Source organism: Faecalibacterium sp. An192, assembly GCF_002160175.1.
Taxonomy (GTDB): domain Bacteria; phylum Bacillota; class Clostridia; order Oscillospirales; family Ruminococcaceae; genus Faecalibacterium.
The window spans coordinates 1-18634 of record NZ_NFKB01000013.1 but is presented as its reverse complement, the minus strand read 5'-3'; the positions used below and the strand labels follow the sequence as shown (position 1 = coordinate 18634).

Annotated in this window: 15 protein-coding genes, 1 tRNA gene and 1 pseudogene; 8 read left to right on the top strand and 9 right to left on the bottom strand. The window is 58.2% G+C overall.

Annotated elements, in window-relative coordinates; genetic code table 11:
• Positions 1-12: 12 nt before the first annotated feature.
• The 3 genes from B5F27_RS05975 to B5F27_RS05965 are packed head-to-tail and all read right to left on the bottom strand — an operon-like array spanning position 13 to position 1838.
• Complete coding sequence (locus B5F27_RS05975) at positions 13-777, bottom strand: hypothetical protein (RefSeq protein WP_087365429.1); 765 nt, start codon at positions 775-777, stop codon at positions 13-15.
• Complete coding sequence (locus tag B5F27_RS05970) at positions 771-1469, bottom strand: ABC transporter ATP-binding protein (RefSeq protein ID WP_087246911.1); 699 nt, start codon at positions 1467-1469, stop codon at positions 771-773. The genes B5F27_RS05975 and B5F27_RS05970 overlap by 7 nt, the downstream gene beginning before the upstream one ends.
• Positions 1470-1838, bottom strand: coding sequence for a GntR family transcriptional regulator (locus tag B5F27_RS05965; RefSeq protein ID WP_087246913.1), 369 nt, complete (start codon positions 1836-1838; stop codon positions 1470-1472).
• A gap of 329 nt (positions 1839-2167) precedes the next feature.
• Here B5F27_RS05965 and B5F27_RS05960 point away from each other — a divergent pair, with 329 nt between their 5' ends.
• Positions 2168-2596 (top strand): PPC domain-containing DNA-binding protein, encoded by a 429-nt coding sequence (locus tag B5F27_RS05960; RefSeq protein ID WP_087246915.1) that lies wholly within the window; start codon positions 2168-2170, stop codon positions 2594-2596.
• A gap of 128 nt (positions 2597-2724) precedes the next feature.
• Here B5F27_RS05960 and B5F27_RS05955 read toward each other — a convergent pair whose 3' ends face one another.
• Positions 2725-3303, bottom strand: coding sequence for a cytidylate kinase-like family protein (locus B5F27_RS05955; protein WP_087365427.1), 579 nt, complete (start codon positions 3301-3303; stop codon positions 2725-2727).
• Positions 3300-3821: pseudogene (locus B5F27_RS05950) on the bottom strand (MATE family efflux transporter); the annotation flags it as partial. The pseudogene B5F27_RS05950 and the gene B5F27_RS05955, both read right to left, overlap by 4 nt.
• A 311-nt stretch (positions 3822-4132) precedes the next feature.
• Between B5F27_RS05950 and B5F27_RS05945 the strand changes: the two are divergent.
• On the top strand, positions 4133-5401 hold the full coding sequence (locus B5F27_RS05945; protein ID WP_087365425.1) for an SLC13 family permease: 1269 nt from the start codon (positions 4133-4135) through the stop codon (positions 5399-5401).
• 276 nt (positions 5402-5677) lie between these two features.
• On the opposite strand, the gene B5F27_RS05940 is transcribed toward B5F27_RS05945, so the two are convergent.
• The 3 genes from B5F27_RS05940 to B5F27_RS05930 form a co-directional block, all read right to left on the bottom strand.
• Complete coding sequence (locus B5F27_RS05940) at positions 5678-7006, bottom strand: solute carrier family 23 protein (protein ID WP_087246920.1); 1329 nt, start codon at positions 7004-7006, stop codon at positions 5678-5680.
• A gap of 316 nt (positions 7007-7322) precedes the next feature.
• Positions 7323-8417, bottom strand: a complete 1095-nt coding sequence (locus tag B5F27_RS05935; protein ID WP_158098201.1) for an NTP transferase domain-containing protein — start codon at positions 8415-8417, stop codon at positions 7323-7325.
• The gene (locus B5F27_RS05930; protein WP_087246924.1) at positions 8359-8700 is read right to left on the bottom strand and encodes a LysR family transcriptional regulator; all 342 of its coding nucleotides are present in this window, start codon (positions 8698-8700) and stop codon (positions 8359-8361) included. The genes B5F27_RS05935 and B5F27_RS05930 overlap by 59 nt, the downstream gene beginning before the upstream one ends.
• A gap of 271 nt (positions 8701-8971) precedes the next feature.
• On the opposite strand from B5F27_RS05930, the gene B5F27_RS05925 reads away from it, so the two are divergent.
• The 4 genes from B5F27_RS05925 (at position 8972) to B5F27_RS05910 (ending at position 12755) form a co-directional block, all read left to right on the top strand.
• The gene (locus tag B5F27_RS05925; RefSeq protein ID WP_087246926.1) at positions 8972-9760 is read left to right on the top strand and encodes an FAD binding domain-containing protein; all 789 of its coding nucleotides are present in this window, start codon (positions 8972-8974) and stop codon (positions 9758-9760) included.
• A 3-nt stretch (positions 9761-9763) separates the two neighbouring features.
• Positions 9764-10243 carry a (2Fe-2S)-binding protein gene (locus B5F27_RS05920; protein WP_087246928.1) on the top strand — a complete coding sequence of 160 codons (480 nt, stop codon included), beginning with the start codon at positions 9764-9766 and terminating at the stop codon, positions 10241-10243.
• Entirely contained in the window at positions 10233-12521 is a 2289-nt protein-coding gene (locus B5F27_RS05915) for a molybdopterin cofactor-binding domain-containing protein (RefSeq protein WP_087246930.1), read from the top strand. Before B5F27_RS05920 ends, B5F27_RS05915 begins: the two co-directional genes overlap by 11 nt.
• A 158-nt stretch (positions 12522-12679) precedes the next feature.
• Positions 12680-12755, top strand: a tRNA-Ala gene (locus B5F27_RS05910).
• Between the two features lie 38 nt (positions 12756-12793).
• On the opposite strand, the gene B5F27_RS05905 is transcribed toward B5F27_RS05910, so the two are convergent.
• Entirely contained in the window at positions 12794-14392 is a 1599-nt protein-coding gene (locus B5F27_RS05905; protein WP_087365422.1) for a recombinase family protein, read from the bottom strand.
• A gap of 491 nt (positions 14393-14883) precedes the next feature.
• Between B5F27_RS05905 and B5F27_RS05895 the strand changes: the two genes are divergently transcribed.
• Together B5F27_RS05895 and B5F27_RS05890 are read left to right on the top strand one after the other, a co-directional pair.
• Complete coding sequence (locus tag B5F27_RS05895; protein WP_206422993.1) at positions 14884-17256, top strand: AAA family ATPase; 2373 nt, start codon at positions 14884-14886, stop codon at positions 17254-17256.
• Positions 17253-18554 carry an McrC family protein gene (locus tag B5F27_RS05890; RefSeq protein WP_087365421.1) on the top strand — a complete coding sequence of 434 codons (1302 nt, stop codon included), beginning with the start codon at positions 17253-17255 and terminating at the stop codon, positions 18552-18554. Before B5F27_RS05895 ends, B5F27_RS05890 begins: the two co-directional genes overlap by 4 nt.
• Positions 18555-18634 lie beyond the last annotated feature (80 nt).

Sequence of the window (18634 nt, the reverse complement as noted above, 5' to 3'; positions counted from 1 at the left end):
CCCTCCTTTTCATCAGCTGAGATTGAGGCGGTGTTCGAGGAAATAGACGGTGATGCCATAATAGATGGCTCCCACCACGGCGGTGCAGCCCGAAATCACCCAGAGGGCCAGATGAAAGGTCGCCACCCAGTTGCGGTGGAACTCCACCTCGGGAACAGGCATGGCCTCGGTCAAAACGGTGGTGGCCATGCTGAGGAGCACAAAGCAAACCACCGACAGGGCCATCTTATGGCTGCTGAAGCTGTGGCCCGCGGCCAGGGCGGCGTAAAACTGGAGGCAGAGGGTGCAGCCCGCCACAAACCCCAGCACGGCCAGTTCCAGCAGGAACAGTCCATTGTCCGGGAAGGACACCGCCACCCCGTGGACACTCACCAGATGAAACCCCACCTGGATTCCACCGGCCCCGATGGTAAAGTCGGTGCTGTCCGCCAGAATGCACAGGGATACCAGGCTCATGGCCAGGGTCCCGGCGAACCATGCCACCGCCGCCACCAGCTTGGCCCACAGGTGCTGATGCACCGTCACCGGCAGGGTGAGCATCAGGTAGCCCTCGTCTCCCAGCAGGTTCTGCTTGAACCGCAAAATCATGGCCGCCACATTCACCAGGATGCAGGCCACCACCGCCAGGGCGCACAGGGCTGTCAGCAGGTCGCCCAGGTCGCCCAGGTCATCGAAGAAAAACCGGGCTCCCACGGCCAGGGCCAGCATCACCAGATACATGGGAATCATCATCCGGGCGGTGGCCCGGAACTCCTGTTTCATCAGTTTGATCAGCATTTGAACACCTCCCGGAACAGCCCGTCCACGCTCATGCCATGTTCTTCCCGCAGCTGGTCCACCTCCGACTGGAGGGCCACCTGTCCGTTTTTCAGAAAAATCACCTGATCCAGCAGTTTCTCCACGTCGGCGATGAGGTGGGTGGAGATAATCACCGCCGCCTCGGGGTTATAGTTGCCGATGATGGTGGAGAGGATGTAGTCCCGGGTGGCGGGGTCCACCCCGCCGATGGGCTCGTCCAGCAGATACAGCATGGCCGCCCGGCTCATCACCAGAATCAGCTGGACTTTTTCCCGGTTGCCCTTGCTCATCTCCCGCACCCGCAGGGCCGGGTCAATGTGCAGGTCGGACAGCATCTGCAGGGCGGCATCCTGGCGGAAGTCTGCATAAAAGTCCTGATAAAACTGCAGAAGATCCCGCACCGACATCCAGGCCGGCACCGCCATCCGCTCGGGCAGATAACTGATCTGGGCATGGCTGGCAGGCTGGCCCGGCTTCAGCCCGCAGGTCTGAATTTCCCCCGAGGTGGGGGTCAGCAGGCCGCAGGCCAGCTTGATGAGGGTGGTTTTGCCGCTGCCGTTGGGCCCCAAAAGCCCCACAATCCGCCCCGGCTCCACCGTCAGGCTGACATCCTCCAGGGCCACCACCCCGCCGTATCGTTTGGTCACATTGGTACACTCCAAAACAGCCATTCAGCTCTCTCCTTTCGTTTCCTGCTCCACCAGCCGGAGGATTTCCTCCCGGCTGTAGCCCAGCTGCTCCATCCCCTCCACAAAGGTCTGGATCTGCCGCCGGGCGCATTGATGGCGCGCCTGTTCGATCCGGGCGCGGTCCTCGGTCACAAACCGACCCGCCGTCCGCTGACTGTACACCAGGCCCTCCCGCTCCAGCTCGGTCATGGCCCGCTGCATGGTATTGGGGTTGACCCCGGCCTCGGCGGCCAGGTCCCGCACCGAGGGCAATCGCTCCCCCGGCGGCAGGCCCCCCGACACAATCGACGTCTGAATCTGCGCGATCAGCTGCGCATAAATCGGCGCGTCACTGGAAAACTGCCATTTCATATGCCGCCTCCCTTTCGCTTCGTGTTGTTGTATTAATATAATAATACAGTTTTCGTCCTTTGTCAACAGGCAAAACAGGCTTTTTTCACCCCGCGAAAAGCAGCTTGCATACGTGGTTTTTGCATCCATTGCAGGCAGGCTATGCGGCCGGCGGCTTTTCCGGGTGTATGCGCCGGATCATACAGACCGCACACCTCATACAGGAGTGATACGCTGTTTGCCGGGCCGGCCGGTTTGGGCTGTGCCCTTGATTTTTCCCGCCCGATGGCCTATCATGGGAGCAAACCGGCGGGCGCTGCCCCCACACCACAGAAAAGAGGTACCTGCACATGGAATACCGCAAATTCGACAACACCTATTTTCTCCGCATCGACCGCGGGGAGGAAATTCTGGCCAGCCTGGCCGCCCTCTGCGAAAAGGAACAGATCACCCTGGGCACCATCACCGGCATCGGTGCGGTGGGCGAGGTGACCCTGGGGGTCTTTGACCGCCAGCAGTTCGCCTATCAGTCCCAGACCTACACCGGCGACTTTGAAATCGCCTCCTGCACCGGCACCGTCACCACCATGGAGGGCAAACCTTATTTCCACCTCCACATGGTGGTGGGCAACCCCACCCTGGACGTCTGCCACGGCGGCCATCTGAACCGGGGCGTCATCAGCCTCACGGGAGAATTCGTCCTGACGGCTCTGTCCGGCCAGGTGGAGCGGAAATACAGCCCTGAAGTGGGCCTGAATCTGTTCCAGTTCGTGGACTGAGGCCCCTGCCTTCCCCATCACCGCCGCCGGCTTCTTCCGCCGGGCGGCGGCTTTTTTCGTCTGGACCCAAAAAGAGGGCGGCAGCCTTTCCGGCTGCCGCCCTGCGCTCCCTCCAGACCCGCTGGTTCTCAATACAGCATTTTCAGCACCTCTACACAGGCATCGATCCCCAGCAGGCCGCTGTCCAGCGAAATCTGATCGTTTTTTGCATAGCCCCATTTCATATCGGTATAAAAGCGGTGATAGGCAGCCCGTCGCTTGTCTTTATCCCGGATACGCTGCTCCGGGGAGTCCTCCCGCTCTCCATAGACCTGCACAATCCGCTGGGCCCGAAACGCCAGGTCAGCGTGGATAAAAACAGTCAGGCAGTCTGCCTGATCCCGCAGAATGAAGTCCGCACACCGCCCCACAATCACGCAGGGGCCCTGCTCGGCCAATTCCAGAATGACCTTGCGCTGAATATTCCAGAGATAGTCCTCGTTGGTCTGGCCAAACGTCCGGTTGGAAAATGCCGAGGCCAGAAACCCTCCCGGAGCGGTCTCATCCAGCGATTTAATATATCCCTCGGCAAAGCCGCTTTTCCCGGCGATTTTCTGGATCAGCTCCCGGTCATAGCAGGGGATGCCCAGCTGTTCGGCGGTCCGTTTGCCCACAGTTCGGCCCCCGCTTCCAAATTCGCGGCTGATGGTAATGATACGATTTTTCATGCTTGAAGCCTTCCTTTCTCATTCAGCTCCCTGTACGTGCGGCGGATCAGCACCAGCGCGACAAGGAAGGTCAGCAGATCCGACACAGGCATGGACAACAGAACGCCGTCCAGCCCAAAAAACACCGGCAGCAGCAGGGCAAATCCCACGCCAAACACCACCTCACGGATCATGGACAGCACCGTAGATGCCACCGCCTTGCCCATCGCCTGCAAAAAGATAAAACACGCTTTATTGATACAGGCCAATACAATCAGGCACAGATACACCCGGAAAGCCCTGAGGGCAAAGTCGGTATAATAGGCGCTCTCGTTGGCTGCACCAAAAATGCAGATCAGCGGGCGGGGAAAGAATTCTGCCAAAACAAAGCCCACGGCCCCCACCATGGCTTCCCCTGCCAGGAGCTTTGTGAACAGGGCGCGGACCCGATCGTTTTTCTGGGCGCCGATGTTGAATCCCACCACGGGAATGCAGCCGGCAGCCATGCCCACCACCACCGAAATGACAATCTGGAAAAAGTGTCCTGATCCGCCCGGATTCCCCCGCTTGTCCCCTTCCGGCTTTCCCTCCGGCTGCGGTGTTCCAAATCAAAACGACGCTGTCATGCCGCAAAAACAGGCGCCGTCCCATTTTGTCCATTTCTGAATCATTCCGCCCCTCATTTCGTTTGACTTTTCGCGGGTTTCATTGTACCATATTCACTGACGTTTCCGTGGCGCAAAGCAGCCGCTGCGCGCCGGATGAAGGCCCCGTATTCCTTTGGGATACGGCGCCACGACCAAGCACATTGCGAGGCCCGCCGGGCCGGAAAGAGAGAGTTGGTATTCCCATGATCTACGCCCTGATCCTATTCGCCGTCACCTATGCGCTGATGCTGATGTTCAGCGCATACCGGCCCTATATTGCCGTGGGGTCGGCCGTCATTTTCATCGCCACCGGCATGCTGCCCTTCAATGAGATTGTGGGCGCCATCGACTTCAATGTCCTGCTGATGATCGCCGGCACCATGGGCCTGGTGCAGCTGTTCATTGACAGCAAGATGCCCGCCCTGCTGGCCGACCTCATTATGGAAAAGGTCCCCAACGTCCAGATGGCTGCCGTGGCGCTGGCTCTGTTCGCCGGCGTTATCTCGGCCTTTGTGGACAACGTGGCCACCGTCCTGATGGTGGCCCCCATCGCCATGGAGATCTGCAAGAAGCTCAAGACCAATCCCGTCCCCTTCATCATCGGCGTGGCGGTGTCCTCCAACCTGCAGGGTGCGGCCACCCTGGTGGGCGACACCACAGCCATCATGCTGGGCTCCTACGCCAACATGAACTTCCTGGACTTTTTCTTCTACCGCGGCCGTCCCAGCATCTTCTGGTCCGTGGAGCTGGGCGCCCTGGCCTCTGCCCTGATTCTGGCCTGGCTGTTCCGCAAGGAAAAGAACCCCATCCCCAAGGCTCCCACCCGCACCAAGGTCACCGACTTTGTCCCCACCTATCTGCTGGTGATCATGCTGGCTCTGCTGATCTCGGCCTCCTTCATCCCCAACAAGCCCGACATCACCAACGGCCTGATCTGCACCTCCCTGCTGGTGGTGGGCATGATCTACACCCTGTTCAAGACCCGGGACTTCTCGGTGGCCATCAGCCCCGTCAAGGCCATCGACTTTGAGACCATCGGCCTGCTGTTCGGCCTGTTCCTGGTCATCGGCGGCATCACCCACATGGGCGTGGTGGACGCTGTGGCCAACCTGCTGGCCCAGATGGGCGGCGGCAGCCTGTTCGTCATCTACACCGTCATTGTCTGGGCGTCGGTGCTGTTCTCGGCTTTCATCGACAACATCCCCTATGTGGCCACCATGCTGCCGGTGGTCACCGGCCTGGCCGCTGCCCTGAACGTGGACCCCACCGTCCTCTACTTCGGCCTGCTGTCGGGCGCTACGCTGGGCGGCAACTGCACCCCCATCGGCGCTTCCGCCAACATCACCGGCATCGGCATCCTGCGCCGCGCCGGCTACGAGGTCAAGAGCAGCGACTTCTTCCGCATCGGCATCCCCTTCACCCTGGCCGCTGTCATCCCCGCCTACATCTACATCTGGGTGATGTTCCACTGATTCATAGCCCAACGGCACAAAGAGCGCAGACCTTTTCAGGGCCTGCGCTCTTTTCTTATGCGTTGATTCGCCGGGACGCCCGGCCCCTTCCGGGGCGGGCCCATGGATGCTGTGCGCGTGCCGGCGGGCCCCGGCCGGAGGCGTCTGCACCCGGGCGGCCCCAGGCCATCCAGACCCCACAGAGGGGATCGCATCACCCGGCGGGCGCTTTTCCTCCGCTGGCACCCGGCAAAAAAGCGCAGGCCCCGCAAAAGGCCTGCGCTCTGGAAATACTCTTTAGTCCTCGGGGGTGTCGTCCTTGGGAATGATGATGTTCAGCACGAACACAATCAGGAAGGACACCACCAGGCTGCTGCCGAAGATGTTGCGCAGCAGCTGGGGCACAAACTGGAGGATATCGGGGGCGGCGTCAATGCCCAGACCCAGGGCCAGGGCGATGCCCACGATCATCCGGTTGCGGTAGTTCAGGGGCTGCTCATTCAGCAGCTGGATGCCCGACATGGTGATGGCGGCAAAGACGGTGACGGTGGCGCCGCCCAGAACCGGCTGGGGAATGGTAGCCATCAGGCCGCTGAACTTGGGGAAGATGCCGGCGGCCAGCATGATGACGCCGACCATGGCAAAGACCCGGCGGGCCACCACCTTGGTGGTGCAGATCAGGCCCACGTTCTGGCTGTACGGGTCGGTGGGCAGACCGCCGATGCAGGCGCCGATCATGCCGCAGATGCCCTGGCCTTTGATGGCGCCGCCCAGCTCCTGGTCGGTGCACTGACGGCCAAAGCCGCCGATGGCGGTGGAGGACACGTCGCCGATGGTCTGGACCGCCTGGACCATGTACATCAGAATCATCATGATGATGGCGTCCACGTGGAACTCCAGGCCAAAGTAGAAGGGACGGGGCAGTGCAAACCAGGATGCGGTCTGCAGGTCGGTGAAGCTGACCACGCCGCCCATGGCCAGAGCCGCAATGTAGCCCACCACAATGCCGATCAGCATGCCGGAAGCCTTGATGAGGCCCTTGCCGAAGAAGTTGCAGGCCAGGGTCACCACCAGAGTCAGGAGGGCCAGGAACCAGAACTTGCCCGAGCCGAAGGTGCCGTTGGCCTGGGCCGCGCTGCCGCCGCCAATGTAGCTGATGGCGGTCTTATACAGGGACAGGCCGATGCTCATAACCACCGTGCCGCTGACGATGGGCGGGAAGAAGCGCCGGATTTTGCCGATGAACGCGCCCACAAAGATGGACACGAAACCTGCCACCAGCTGGGAGCCGAAGATGGCCGCAATGCCGTACTGCTGGCCGATGATGGTCAGGATGGGCATATAGGCGAAGGCCACGCCCATGACGTTGGGCATCTTCATGCCGAAGCCGAACACCGGGAACAGCTGCAGCAGGGTGGTGATACCGCCGATGATCATGGCGGCCTGGGTCAGCATAATCTTCTCCTCGGCGGACAGCCCGCAGGTCCCTGCAATCAGCATGGGCGGGGTGATGTTGCCGATCAGCATGGCCAGCACATGCTGCATGGCCTGCGGGAACGCCGCACCCCAGGAGGGTTTGCCGTCGAATTTCATCAGTTCGGCGTTGGTTTGAGTGGAACTGCTCATTTGATATCCTCACTTTCCAAAGTTACTCCAAAAATACCAACAGTGGACAGTATATCCGAAAATACGCAGGAAAGCAAGGCCAAAATAGGTCATACCTATGAGTCATACTTTTCCAGATCCTGCCAATTCCCGCCTGCCGGGCCGGTTTTCCCCGGGGCGGCGGGGCCGGGATGTATCCCAGATTTTTTCAAAAAAGCCCCGTCCACAGGCCGGCACGGAAAAAACACGCTGCAAAATCAATTCCCTTCCGGCTGGGTTTTCAGCCAAAAAAATCCGCCCGTTCCGGCCGGAGACGGCACAGACAGGCGGACTCGTTTCAGATTGGGTCGGGTTCGGGGCGGCCCTTCCCCAAGGCCCGGAGCACCTCCAGATCCTCGGGACGGTCCACGTCGGCCAGTTCCTGCGGGCTGCGGGCCGGAACGGGCCGCACACGGTCAGGATACCTCTGGATCACCGCTCCGCCCCCCTTGCCCTGAGGCAGGTGCATCAGGTCCTCGAAGGCCCAGGCCGGGAACAAAACCGGAGCCCCTGGTTTCTCCTGCCAGGCGGCCCGCCAGATGGGGCCGGGGGCGCAGGCCCCGCAAAGGGCCAGGGAGAGCACCGTTTCCCGGGTGAGAAGGGGCTGGTCTCCCGGGCAGAACAGGCAGCCGTCCAGGCCGGAACCGGCGTTCAGGGCTTCCAGACCCAGGCGCACCGTGTCGCTGCGGTGGGGCTGGCTGTGCAGAACCACCGGGACCCCCTGGGCCCGGCAGAGGTCTGCCACATCGGCGTGGCGGGTCACCACCACCCGCCGGGCAAAGAGGCCGCCGGTGACGTCCAGGGCGTACTGGACCAGAGGTTTGCCCTCCAGATCGGCCAGCAGCTTGTTGCCGCCGAACCGCCGGCCCAATCCCGACGCCATGACCACGCAGCCCAGCTGCCCCAGAGGCTGGTCCAGGTCCAGGCAGAACACATCCGGCCGGCGGCAGAGCTCCTGCAGCAGGGGCAGATCCTGCCGGCGAACCACCGCCAGCACCCGCTTTTGATCCAGCAGAGCCCGCAGGGCGTCACAGTAGGCGGGGGACCCGGTTTCCAGATACCCCACCTCGTCCACCGAGACCCATTCCCCCGGCGCCTGTCCGGCCCGGGCCAGAGCCGCCGCCCCAAAGCCATTCAGAGCGTCCAGGTCAGGGCGCATCCCCTCCGGGGCAACGCGCCCGATCTGCACCGTTTCACCGGCGGCGTTTTCCTTTAAAAATACCCCCTGTCCCCGCTGGACCCAGGTGGTCACCCCCGGCAGCCCCTCCGGGGCCAGGGCGTGCAGCAGGGTGGTTTTGCCGATGCCCCGGCTGCCGGTGAGGATCAGGTGGCGTTTACCGCTGCTGCGGAAAGAATTCCAGATACAGCTGGCGGTTTGCACGGATGCAGGCATCCCGATACGCTTCATACTGGGTCAGCCACTCCTTTCCTTCGGGGGTCAGGCAGCTGCCGCCGCCTGCCCGGCCGCCCGCCGTCCGGGCCGTCAGGGCAAAACCCAAGGCCTTCTCGGCGTGCTGGATCAGTTTCAGGGCCTTGGTGTAGGCCATCCCCATGGACTGGGCCGCACCCCGCAGAGACCCCGTCTCCTCCACCGCGTGGAGCAGGCGGCAGGGCCCTTCCCCAAAGAATTTCTCTCCGTCCTCATCCAGAAACAGAATCCGCGTCACCGCTCGCATGGCTGCCTCCCTTTCGCCGGCCCGCCGCCCCAAAAAGCACCGCACAGGGTCAAAATCACCCCCGGGCCGCCGGCTTTGCCGGGGGATCGCCCTCCCTGCGGGAAGGGCGCAGGCCCCGCGCCGTTGTTGTTTCAAAACTACAGCGAAATTATAACAATATCCCTTTCCAAAAGCAAGGCTTACTGTTATAATAAATGAGTATGATCGCTGAAAAACGGCTGTTTTGTCGAAAAATCGTCAGCCGTCCGTGAAAGATAAGGGAAACTGCATCATGATGAACATTCAAAACTACGTCCAGGCCCAAAGCCTGGAGGAGGCCTATCAGCTCAACCAGAAGCGGAACGCCCGCATTCTGGGCGGGATGCTCTGGACCAAGATGGAGACCGGCAATGTGGGCACCGCCATCGACCTGTGCGGTCTGGGGCTGGATGCCATCCAGGAGACCGGGGACCAGTTTTCCATCGGGGCCATGGTCACCCTGCGGCAGATCGAGCAGCACCCCGGCCTGAACGCCTACACCCACGGCATGGCCGCCCGGGCTGTTCAGGACATTGTGGGGGTCCAGTTCCGCAATATGGCCACGGTGGGCGGCAGCGTCTGGGGCCGGTTCGGCTTTTCGGACGTGCTGACTTTGCTGCTGGCCATGGACACCTCGGTGGAGCTGTACAAGGGGGGCGTCGTCCCGCTGGAAACCTTTGCCGCCATGCCCTATGACCGGGATCTGCTGGTGCGGGTCATCATCCGGAAAGCGCCGCTGGCCCTGTCGTATCAGGCCATGCGGATACAGCGCACCGACCTGCCCGTTTTGAACTGCGCTGTGGCAAACGTGAACGGAGCATACCGGGCCGTCATCGGGGCCCGCCCCGGCAAGGCCATGGTCCTGCGGGATGAAACCGGTCTGCTGGCCGGGGGCATCACTGAGGACAGCGCCCGGGCCTTTGGGGCATGGGCCGCCGAACAGGTCCCCACCGGCAGCAATGCCCGGGGCAGCGCGGCCTATCGGACCCATCTTGTCAACGTATTGGTCCGGCGCGGGGCGCTGGAGCTGGGAGGTATGTAAGGCATGGAAATCAAACTGACCCTGAACGGCCGGCCCGTCACCGGCTCCATCGACCCCGACTGCCTGCTGATCGATTTTCTGCGGGATCACGGCTGTCTGAGCGTCAAGCGGGGGTGCGACACCTCCAACTGCGGCCTGTGCACCGTCCTGATGGACGGCAAGCCCATCCTCTCCTGCTCGATGCTGGCGGCCCGGGCCGCCGGCCACAGCGTCCAGACCCTGGAGGGCCTGCAGGAGGAGGCCGCCGATTTTGTGGGCTTCATCGCCGACCAGGGCGCCGACCAGTGCGGCTTTTGCAACCCGGGCCTGGTGATGAACACCATCGCCCTGCTGCGGGAAAACCCCGACCCCACCGACGACGAGATCCGCGCCTTTCTGGCCGGCAATCTCTGCCGCTGCTCCGGCTACGACGGGCAGCTGCGGGGCATCCGCAGTTATCTGGACAGCCGCAGGGAAAAAGGAGACAGCCGCCATGGAGCATAAAGAATATCATTCCATCCACCAGCCCGTCCGCAAAAAGGACGCCATGCAGCTTTTGCTGGGCAAGCCGGTCTACACCGACGACGTCACCCCCCGGGACGCCCTGGTGGTGAAAATCCTCCGCTCGCCCCACGCCAACGCCATCGTTCAGGAGATCGACACCGCCGCCGCCCTGAAAGTGCCCGGCGTGGTGGCCATCTACACCTGGCAGGATGTGCCCCACAACCGCTTTACCATCGCGGGCCAGACCTATCCCGAGCCCTCCCCCTATGACCGCCTGATTCTGGACCGGCACGTCCGGTTCGTAGGGGATGCGGTGGCCATCGTGGCCGCCGAGACCGAGAAGGCCGCCCTGCGGGCCATGAAGATCATCAAGGTGCAGTATGAGGTCCTGGAGGCGGTGCTGGACCCCCACACCGCCCTGGACAACCCCGTCCTGGTTCACCCCGAGGAGGACTGGGTGGCCCCCTGTCCGGTGGGCGGCGACAACCGCCGCAACCTGATCGCCAGCGACACCAACAGCTCGGGCGACATCGACGCGGTGCTGGCCGGCTGCGACATCGTGCTGGACCGCACCTATCACACCAAGGCCTACAGCCAGGCCATGATGGAGACCTTCCGCACCTACACCGAGATGGACGCCTACGGGCGGCTCCACGTGGTTTCCTCCACCCAGATCGTGTTCCATGTGCGCCGGATTCTCTCCCGGGCACTGGGCCTGCCCAAGAGCCGCATCCGGGTGGAAAAGCCCCGCATCGGCGGCGGCTTCGGCGCCAAGCAGACCGCCGTCTGTGAGGTCTACCCTGCCTTTGTCACCCTCAAGACCGGCCGGCCCGCCAAGCTGATCTATACCCGTGAGGAAGCCCAGATCGCCGGCAGCCCCCGGCACGAAATGGAGATCCACGTCCGGCTGGGCGCCGACAAGGACGGCCGCATCCGCGGCATCGACCTGTATACCCTGTCCAACTCAGGCGCCTACGGCGAGCACGGCCCCACCACCGTGGGCCTGTCGGGCCACAAGTCCATCCCCCTCTACACCGGCAGCCTGGAGGCCTACCGCTTCAGCTACGACGTGGTCTACACCAACCTGCAGGCCGCGGGCGCTTACCGCGGCTACGGCGCAACCCAGGGCATCTACGCCCTGGAAACCACCGTCAACGAGCTGGCCGAGCGGCTGGGCATCGACCCCACCGTCCTGCGGGACCGGAACATGGTGCGGGAAGGGATGCAGATGCCCGCCTACTACAACGAGACCGCCAGCGCCTGCGCCCTGGACCGCTGCATGGAGCATTGCCGCCAGATCTTCCACTGGGACGAAAAGTACCCGGTGCGGGATATGGGCAACGGCAAAGTCCGGGCGGCGGGCGTCGCCATGGCCATGCAGGGCTCCTGCATCTCCAACGTGGACGTGGGTTCCGCCACCCTCAAGCTGAGCGAGGACGGCACCTATAACCTGATCATCGGCGCGGCCGACATGGGCACCGGCTGCGACACCATTCTGGCCCAGATGGCCGCTGAGTGCATGGACTGCAGCGTGGACGACATCGCCGTCTTTGGCGCCGACACCGACGCATCCCCCTATGACTCGGGCTCCTACGCCTCCTCCACCACCTACATCACCGGCAAGGCCGTGGAACAGGCCTGCGCCCAGCTCAAAACCAAAATTTGCGCCATCGCCGCCGAAATGATGGGCTGCGACGCCGGCGAGATCGTCTTTGAGGGCAAACAGGTGCGCCGCCTCTCCACCGGCCAGACCCTGACTCTGGAGGAAATCGGCTATAAGTCCCAGGTGTTCAACACCCAGGCCGCCGAGGTCACCGCCACCCATTCCTCCCCCGTCTCGCCCCCACCCTATATGGTGGGCATGGTGGAGATCGAGCTGGACAAGGAGACCGGCCAGGTCACCATCCTGGACTACATGGCGGTGGTGGACTGCGGCATCCCCATCAACCCGGCCCTGGCCCGCATCCAGACCGAGGGCGGCATCGTCCAGAGCATCGGCCACACCCTGATGGAGGACGTCCAGTACGACCACAACGGCCGGCCCATCGGCTCCTCCTTCCTGCAGTACAAGGTGCCCACCCGTCTGGACATGGGCCATCTGCGGGTGGAGTTTGAGCACAGCTATGAGCCCACCGGCCCCTTCGGCGCCAAGTCCATCGGCGAAATCGTCATCAACACCCCCGCCCCTGCTCTGACCCACGCCATCTACCGGGCCACCGGGGTCTGGCACCGGGAAATCCCCATCAGCCCCGAGAAAATCGCTCTCGGACTGGAATAACCCACCCTCAGGCCGGAAGCCGGACGACGGTTTCCGGCCTTTCTGCGTCTGTTTTTTGTTTCTCCACTTTTTTCAAAAAAGTGCTTGACAAATCACCCCCATCTCTGCTATAATAACTGACGTCGCCGGTGCACAGCACCCAAGACCGTCAAGAATATGGGGGTATAGCTCAGCTGGGAGAGCGCTTGAATGGCATTCAAGAGGTCAGCGGTTCGATCCCGCTTATCTCCACCAAAAGAAATCCGTTTCCGAAAGGAAGCGGATTTTTTCTTTTACGCGGCTACTTCTATCATATCCAGCCCCAGATCAAACTGGGTGAAGTCGATGTTGAAATCAACATGCAGTTTGTAGCCCCGATAGACTTCGATCCGACGGATCAGGCAGTTGACAATCATTTTCTTTGTTTCCAGGTCAGCTGTGTCATATAGCTCCGCCCAGGAGATCACGTTGTTGTACTGATTTTCCAAAGATCGAAGAAGGCTCTGCCCTTCTTCATAAGCAGCCTGAGCATCCTCAAACTGTTTTTGCAGCTTGGCGCATTTTGCTTCAGACTCAGAGATCATTGTTCCCAGCAATTCTTTTGGAAAGGCGCTTTCTCCCCGCAGAGCCTTGATGATCTCTGCTTTCAGCATATCCAGCTCATTGGCGGCCTTGGTGTAATCCGCCCGGACACTTTGGAGCAAGTTTTTCCGCTCTGCCATCTTTTCCTGGTAACGAATGCCGACGATCTCGCTTCTGGGGATCTCCTTCATCTTTGCAAAGATCTGACGCACCAGTTTATCGATGATTCCGTCCAGAATGTGGGCCGTGTAGCCTGTCTGGCCATTGCAGTCCGTTTGCTTGCGGGTTTTGCCGTAACAGATATACCGTACCCTTTTGACCACACGGTGGGGATCTTCCTTACAGGGATAAGATTTACCGTTGGTGGTCAGGGACAGCCTTGCCCCACAGTGTCCACAGAATACATTGCCGGATAGAAGGGACTGTCCCCCGATGTTACGGGGAACGGTACGCTCTGCTTCATTGGCACGGTTGGTACGAATCCGTTGGGCGGCTTCAAACAGTTCCGGCTCAATGATTTGCAAATGGGGCAGCTCCTGGGAACGGCTTTCGCCGCACCGCAGGACCCCCGTATAAGTCAGATTACAGACGATGCCGCGGATACTGGCGTGGTGCCACATCTTCCCTGTTCTGGCCCGATAACCCAGATTGTTCAGGTAAGTAGCGATACGCTGTGCTCCATAGCCCGAATGGACATATTTGTCAAAGACAATCCGAACCACAGCGGCCTCGGCCTCATTGACCACCAGTTCGTACAGTTCATGCTTGCGCTTGTTGAAGTGGCCGCTTTTTACCAGGTCATAACCATACGGGGCAAGCCCGCCCTTGAATCCGCCCGCCTCGACGAGCTGTCCCAGGGCGGTCTTGGTACGGATCGAGGTCTTTTCGCTCTCTCCGTCCGCCTGCCAGAACCGTATGTAATTGGTAAGTTTATCTGTATGGCTGTCAAAGCGCTGCTCCCCTTCCTGGGTACTCCACACTTTGATTCCATTCTTGACGAACCATTCCACCACGAATGGTGTCTCATCTGCAATACGGCCAATCCGGTCAAACATGAAGACCAGCAGGATATCAAACTTCTTCTGCTTGGCCAGATTCTTGATGATTTGCAGCTTGTCCCGGTTTTCCGCCCGGACTTTGTGGCTAGAGACACCTTCCTCCTGCTCCTCATGAACGATTACCCAGCCCATCCTTTCACAGAAAGCATGGCAGGCTTTCCGCTGCATGGGAATGTCAGCCTGGTTTTTATCGTTGTGGTCCACCTGCTTATCGGTGGATACGCGATACAATGTGCAAACTCTGTTTTCCATGATCTTTCTTCCTTTCATTTGTTATACGGTCAAAAGGAAGATACATCAATACAAATCCTATGCAGTTTTCAAGGTGCACAGTGATAATCACCGTCTTGATTGTATCGCCGTTTTGAGACCGTTGCAAGGATGTCGCCAGAGGCAGTTCTGGAAGTGTTATTCACAAAGGACGCCATCAGAATCTGCTTCAGGTGATGGGTGATAGTTCTATTTGGTGTATCCGCAAAGGTGGCCAGGACTTCATATCCATCCACCCGAAGGGAAAGAGACTTTCCAGACATTTTCTCTGCACTCAAAATGGCTCTGTTTCCCAAATCATACCGAAAATCGGGAGACCATGCAAGCTATATCACATTTTTCTTATATCCTTATCATCGAATTCTGCTCGTGTGCCTATTCTACCGGAGATTTTCTTGAAGGGATCATTAGGAAATAGTATAATAAAACCATATTTACATCTGGTTTCTTATTTCCTATTAGGAGATGACACGATGACAGACGAAAAGAACGCCGTTTCCTCCCCACGCGGCTCATCCGATCTGGTGAGCGAAAAAATCCGTTTTATTCTTCGCCATTATAAAGATCATTTTGCTGAGCTTGATTTACAGGAACATTATAAATGGAAAGCCATTGACTGGTACCGGAAAAAATGGGATCTTAGCGTCCCTCTGTCCGAATTTCCAACAATGGTTGAAACTGCGCTGGGCGAATCCGGCAACCTGCTGGCAGCGCGGATGTACTATGCTTATCCCATGGCAACCGAATTTGCCCGAGACATGACAGAGAAGGCCCGCGAAGCCTTTCTGGTGTTGTACGATGAGAGCCGGCCTCTTGCTGAACGGTATGAAATTTTTCGCAGAGGATTCGACAGCTATGTAAAACCCCTAGGGAAAAACCACTACCAGGATCTTCATGCCATCTCCGTCTATCTTACATTTGAATATCCAAACCGGTATTTCTTTTACAAATACAGCGTTTACACTGCATTCTGCGCCCGGGTTGGCTATCATGAAGAAAAGCCGAAGCGCAGTTCTTCCGTCTGGAGACTGGAAGTAAACAACCGCCTTCACCAGCGCATTTTGGAAGAGGTTCAAAAAGACCCGGAACTCCTTGCGCTCAACCAGAAACGCGCCGCAGAATTTCATACCTACAACGATCCCGACCTGCACATTCTTGCCGCTGATATCGCATTTTATGGGGCGAACTATATGCAGGAGAGCGACTTTGCCTTATTTGCTGCTTCCGATGAATCGGAAGAACTTGCAGCTGCAGCTGTGCCTGAGAATTCTTTCGATGATACGTCCACATCCGGGACGGATATTCCCCTAAATACCATTCTGTACGGGCCGCCGGGTACCGGAAAAACCTATTATACAGTCATTTATGCTGTCGCAATCATTGAGGACAAGGAACTGGATACAGTTCGCTCCGAGCCTTACAGCGAGGTTATCAAGCGCTACAACCGCTACAAAGAAAATCATCAAATCGCCTTTACAACCTTCCATCAGTCCTATGGATATGAGGAATTTATCGAGGGAATCAAACCCGATGTTCTTGATGATGATTCCGATGGCAGCTCGTCAGAAATCCGCTACAAAGTGTCCTCCGGTATCTTTAAATCGTTTTGTGAGCGCGCCCGTCAGGCAACCGCCGCTTCAGCCGTCCAGGTGAAAGATTTTGGAATGAATTCCCTCCCCAACATCTGGAAGGTTTCGCTCGAAGGAACCGGGGATAACCCCACCCGAACCGAGTGTCTGAAAAATGGGCACATCCGAATCGGATGGGATGAGTATAAAGAAAAAATCACAGACCAAACCGACTTTTCCGCATATGGCGGAAAAAATCCTCTGAATGCCTTTATCAACCGAATGCAGATCGGCGACGTAGTTCTCTCTTGCTACAGCGCCTCTACCATTGACGCCATCGGCGTTATAACGGGCGACTATGAATGGCACAATGAATACAAACAATACAAGCGGCTGCGAAAGGTGAACTGGATCGTGAAAAACATCCAGGAAAACATTCTAGAGAGCAACGGCGGGGTATCCATGACCCTGTCCACCGTCTACCGTATGTCCAACATCACGCTGGCAGACGTATATCGGATGATTGAAAAATATTCTCCCAAGGCCGTCCATTCGGGCGGAACTTCCCACGCCTCGCCCGATGAAACCCGTTATGTGTTCATTATTGATGAAATCAACCGCGGAAATATTTCCAAGATTTTCGGCGAGTTGATCACCCTCATCGAGCCTTCCAAACGGGAGGGACAGCCAGAGGGCATCCTCGCTCTTCTTCCTTATTCTCAGAAACCTTTCGGCGTACCCAAAAATGTTTATTTGATCGGCACCATGAACACCGCAGATCGGTCTGTAACTGCTTTAGACACGGCGCTGCGCCGCCGTTTTTCCTTCCGGGAGATGCTTCCTGACCCAAAACTTCTTTCTGGTATCAGCGTAGAGGGAATGTCCATTCAGGAAATGCTGGCCACCATGAACCAGCGAATCGCCGTTCTGTACGACCGCGAGCACACCATCGGTCATTCCTATTTTATTCCTCTCAAAGACGACCCCAGTATGGATACCCTGGGGCGCATCTTTGAAGACAAAGTCTTTCCTCTACTGCAGGAATATTTCTTTGATGACTACCAAAAAATACGCCTGATTTTGGGCGACAACCGCAAGCCGGATTCTGCAAAACAATTTATCCAGGCCGAGCCTGTCAACTACACGGCCTTGTTTGGCAATGCGGAGATTGGCGCAGAAGAGGATTGCCTCTACCGCATCAATTCGGCCGCCTTCTACGACCCAGAAGCCTACCTCTCTATCTGTCTGTCCCAAGGGCAATCTGAGGACGAGCCATGAAAACAAGGGTTTATCAAATCTGTGAATTTGAATCTTTCTTCTCAGAAGGCTCCGGCAGAGAAATGCCCGGATACCATGCCCTGCCCCCTGCTGTGTTTTCTCAGCTTGAACATTTTCTTTTGGAGCGCAGCTCTTCCGGGTCAGAGGAAACTTTTTGGATGACCTTATCCATTCGCCGAGGGTTCGGCAAAGTCATTACGGTCCAGAATTACGTCGGCGTCATCTTAATGGAGGATGGCACTTTGATAGAGATCCTTCCCAAAATCCACTCGGCCATGGACTGTGACCCGGACGGGGCTCAGACCAAAAAACTCCTGATTGAGATGCTGAAGACTCTACGGGAGGCTCCCTTCAAGAATTTTCAAATTTCCTCTGTTGGCTCCGCCCAAATGAATCTCTTCGAGATTTTTGTGCGGATGTTCCTAGATGAAGTGTTTCCGCTGGTCAAACGGGGGCTCCCCTGTGGATATGAGGTTGCAGAGGAAAACTCCGCATTTTTTCGAGGAAAGCTAATGGTTTCCCAGCACATTCGACTCAATTTCGCCCATCAGGAGCGCAGTTACGTCCAGCATGACCAGTTCACCGCCAATCGCCCAGAAAACCGTATTCTCAAGGCCACCCTTTTGTATTTATATCGCTATTCCCGCTCTCTAAAAAATCGCGCCGATATCAAAGTTCTTCTTCAGTCCTTTCTGAACGTGTCCCCCTCCACTGATTTTATCTCCGACTTCGCCCTATGCAGTTCTGACCGGGCAGCTCGTGAATATCAAAATTCTCTGTTGTGGAGCCGCGTTTTTCTGGAGGGCAAGAGTTTTACTTTTTATTCGGGGTCTCACTTGGCATTAGCCCTTCTCTTCCCGATGGAAAAGCTTTTTGAAAGCTATATCGCCGTGCTTCTTCAGAAGCAACTCGCTGGAAAACCCTATTCCCTTTCCATACAAGACACGACCCACCATCTCTTTGACAGCCCCCAAAAAGCATTCCAATTACGGCCGGACCTTGTGATCCGAAGAAAAACGGACAATACCGTTTTTGTAGCAGATACCAAGTGGAAGCTGCTGGATGTAAGAAAACCGCACTATGGCGTCTCACAGTCCGATCTCTACCAGATGGCTGTCTATCAGTATAAGTACCACGCCCAAAATGTTACCCTTCTTTATCCAAGATCCAGTTCTGTTGACTTATCTAAGCCCGTCTCCTTCACGTCTAAGGATGGGCTGACCGTCCACCTGAGGTGGATTGATCTATTGGATGCGAAGCAGAGCATCGGTAAGCGCCTCACAAAACAGTGTACTTGACAATAGAAAAAGGACCAGCTAAAGCTGGTCCTTTTTTGTTATTCAAAACAACTGCGCATGTAGTCGCTCCAGGGCATCAG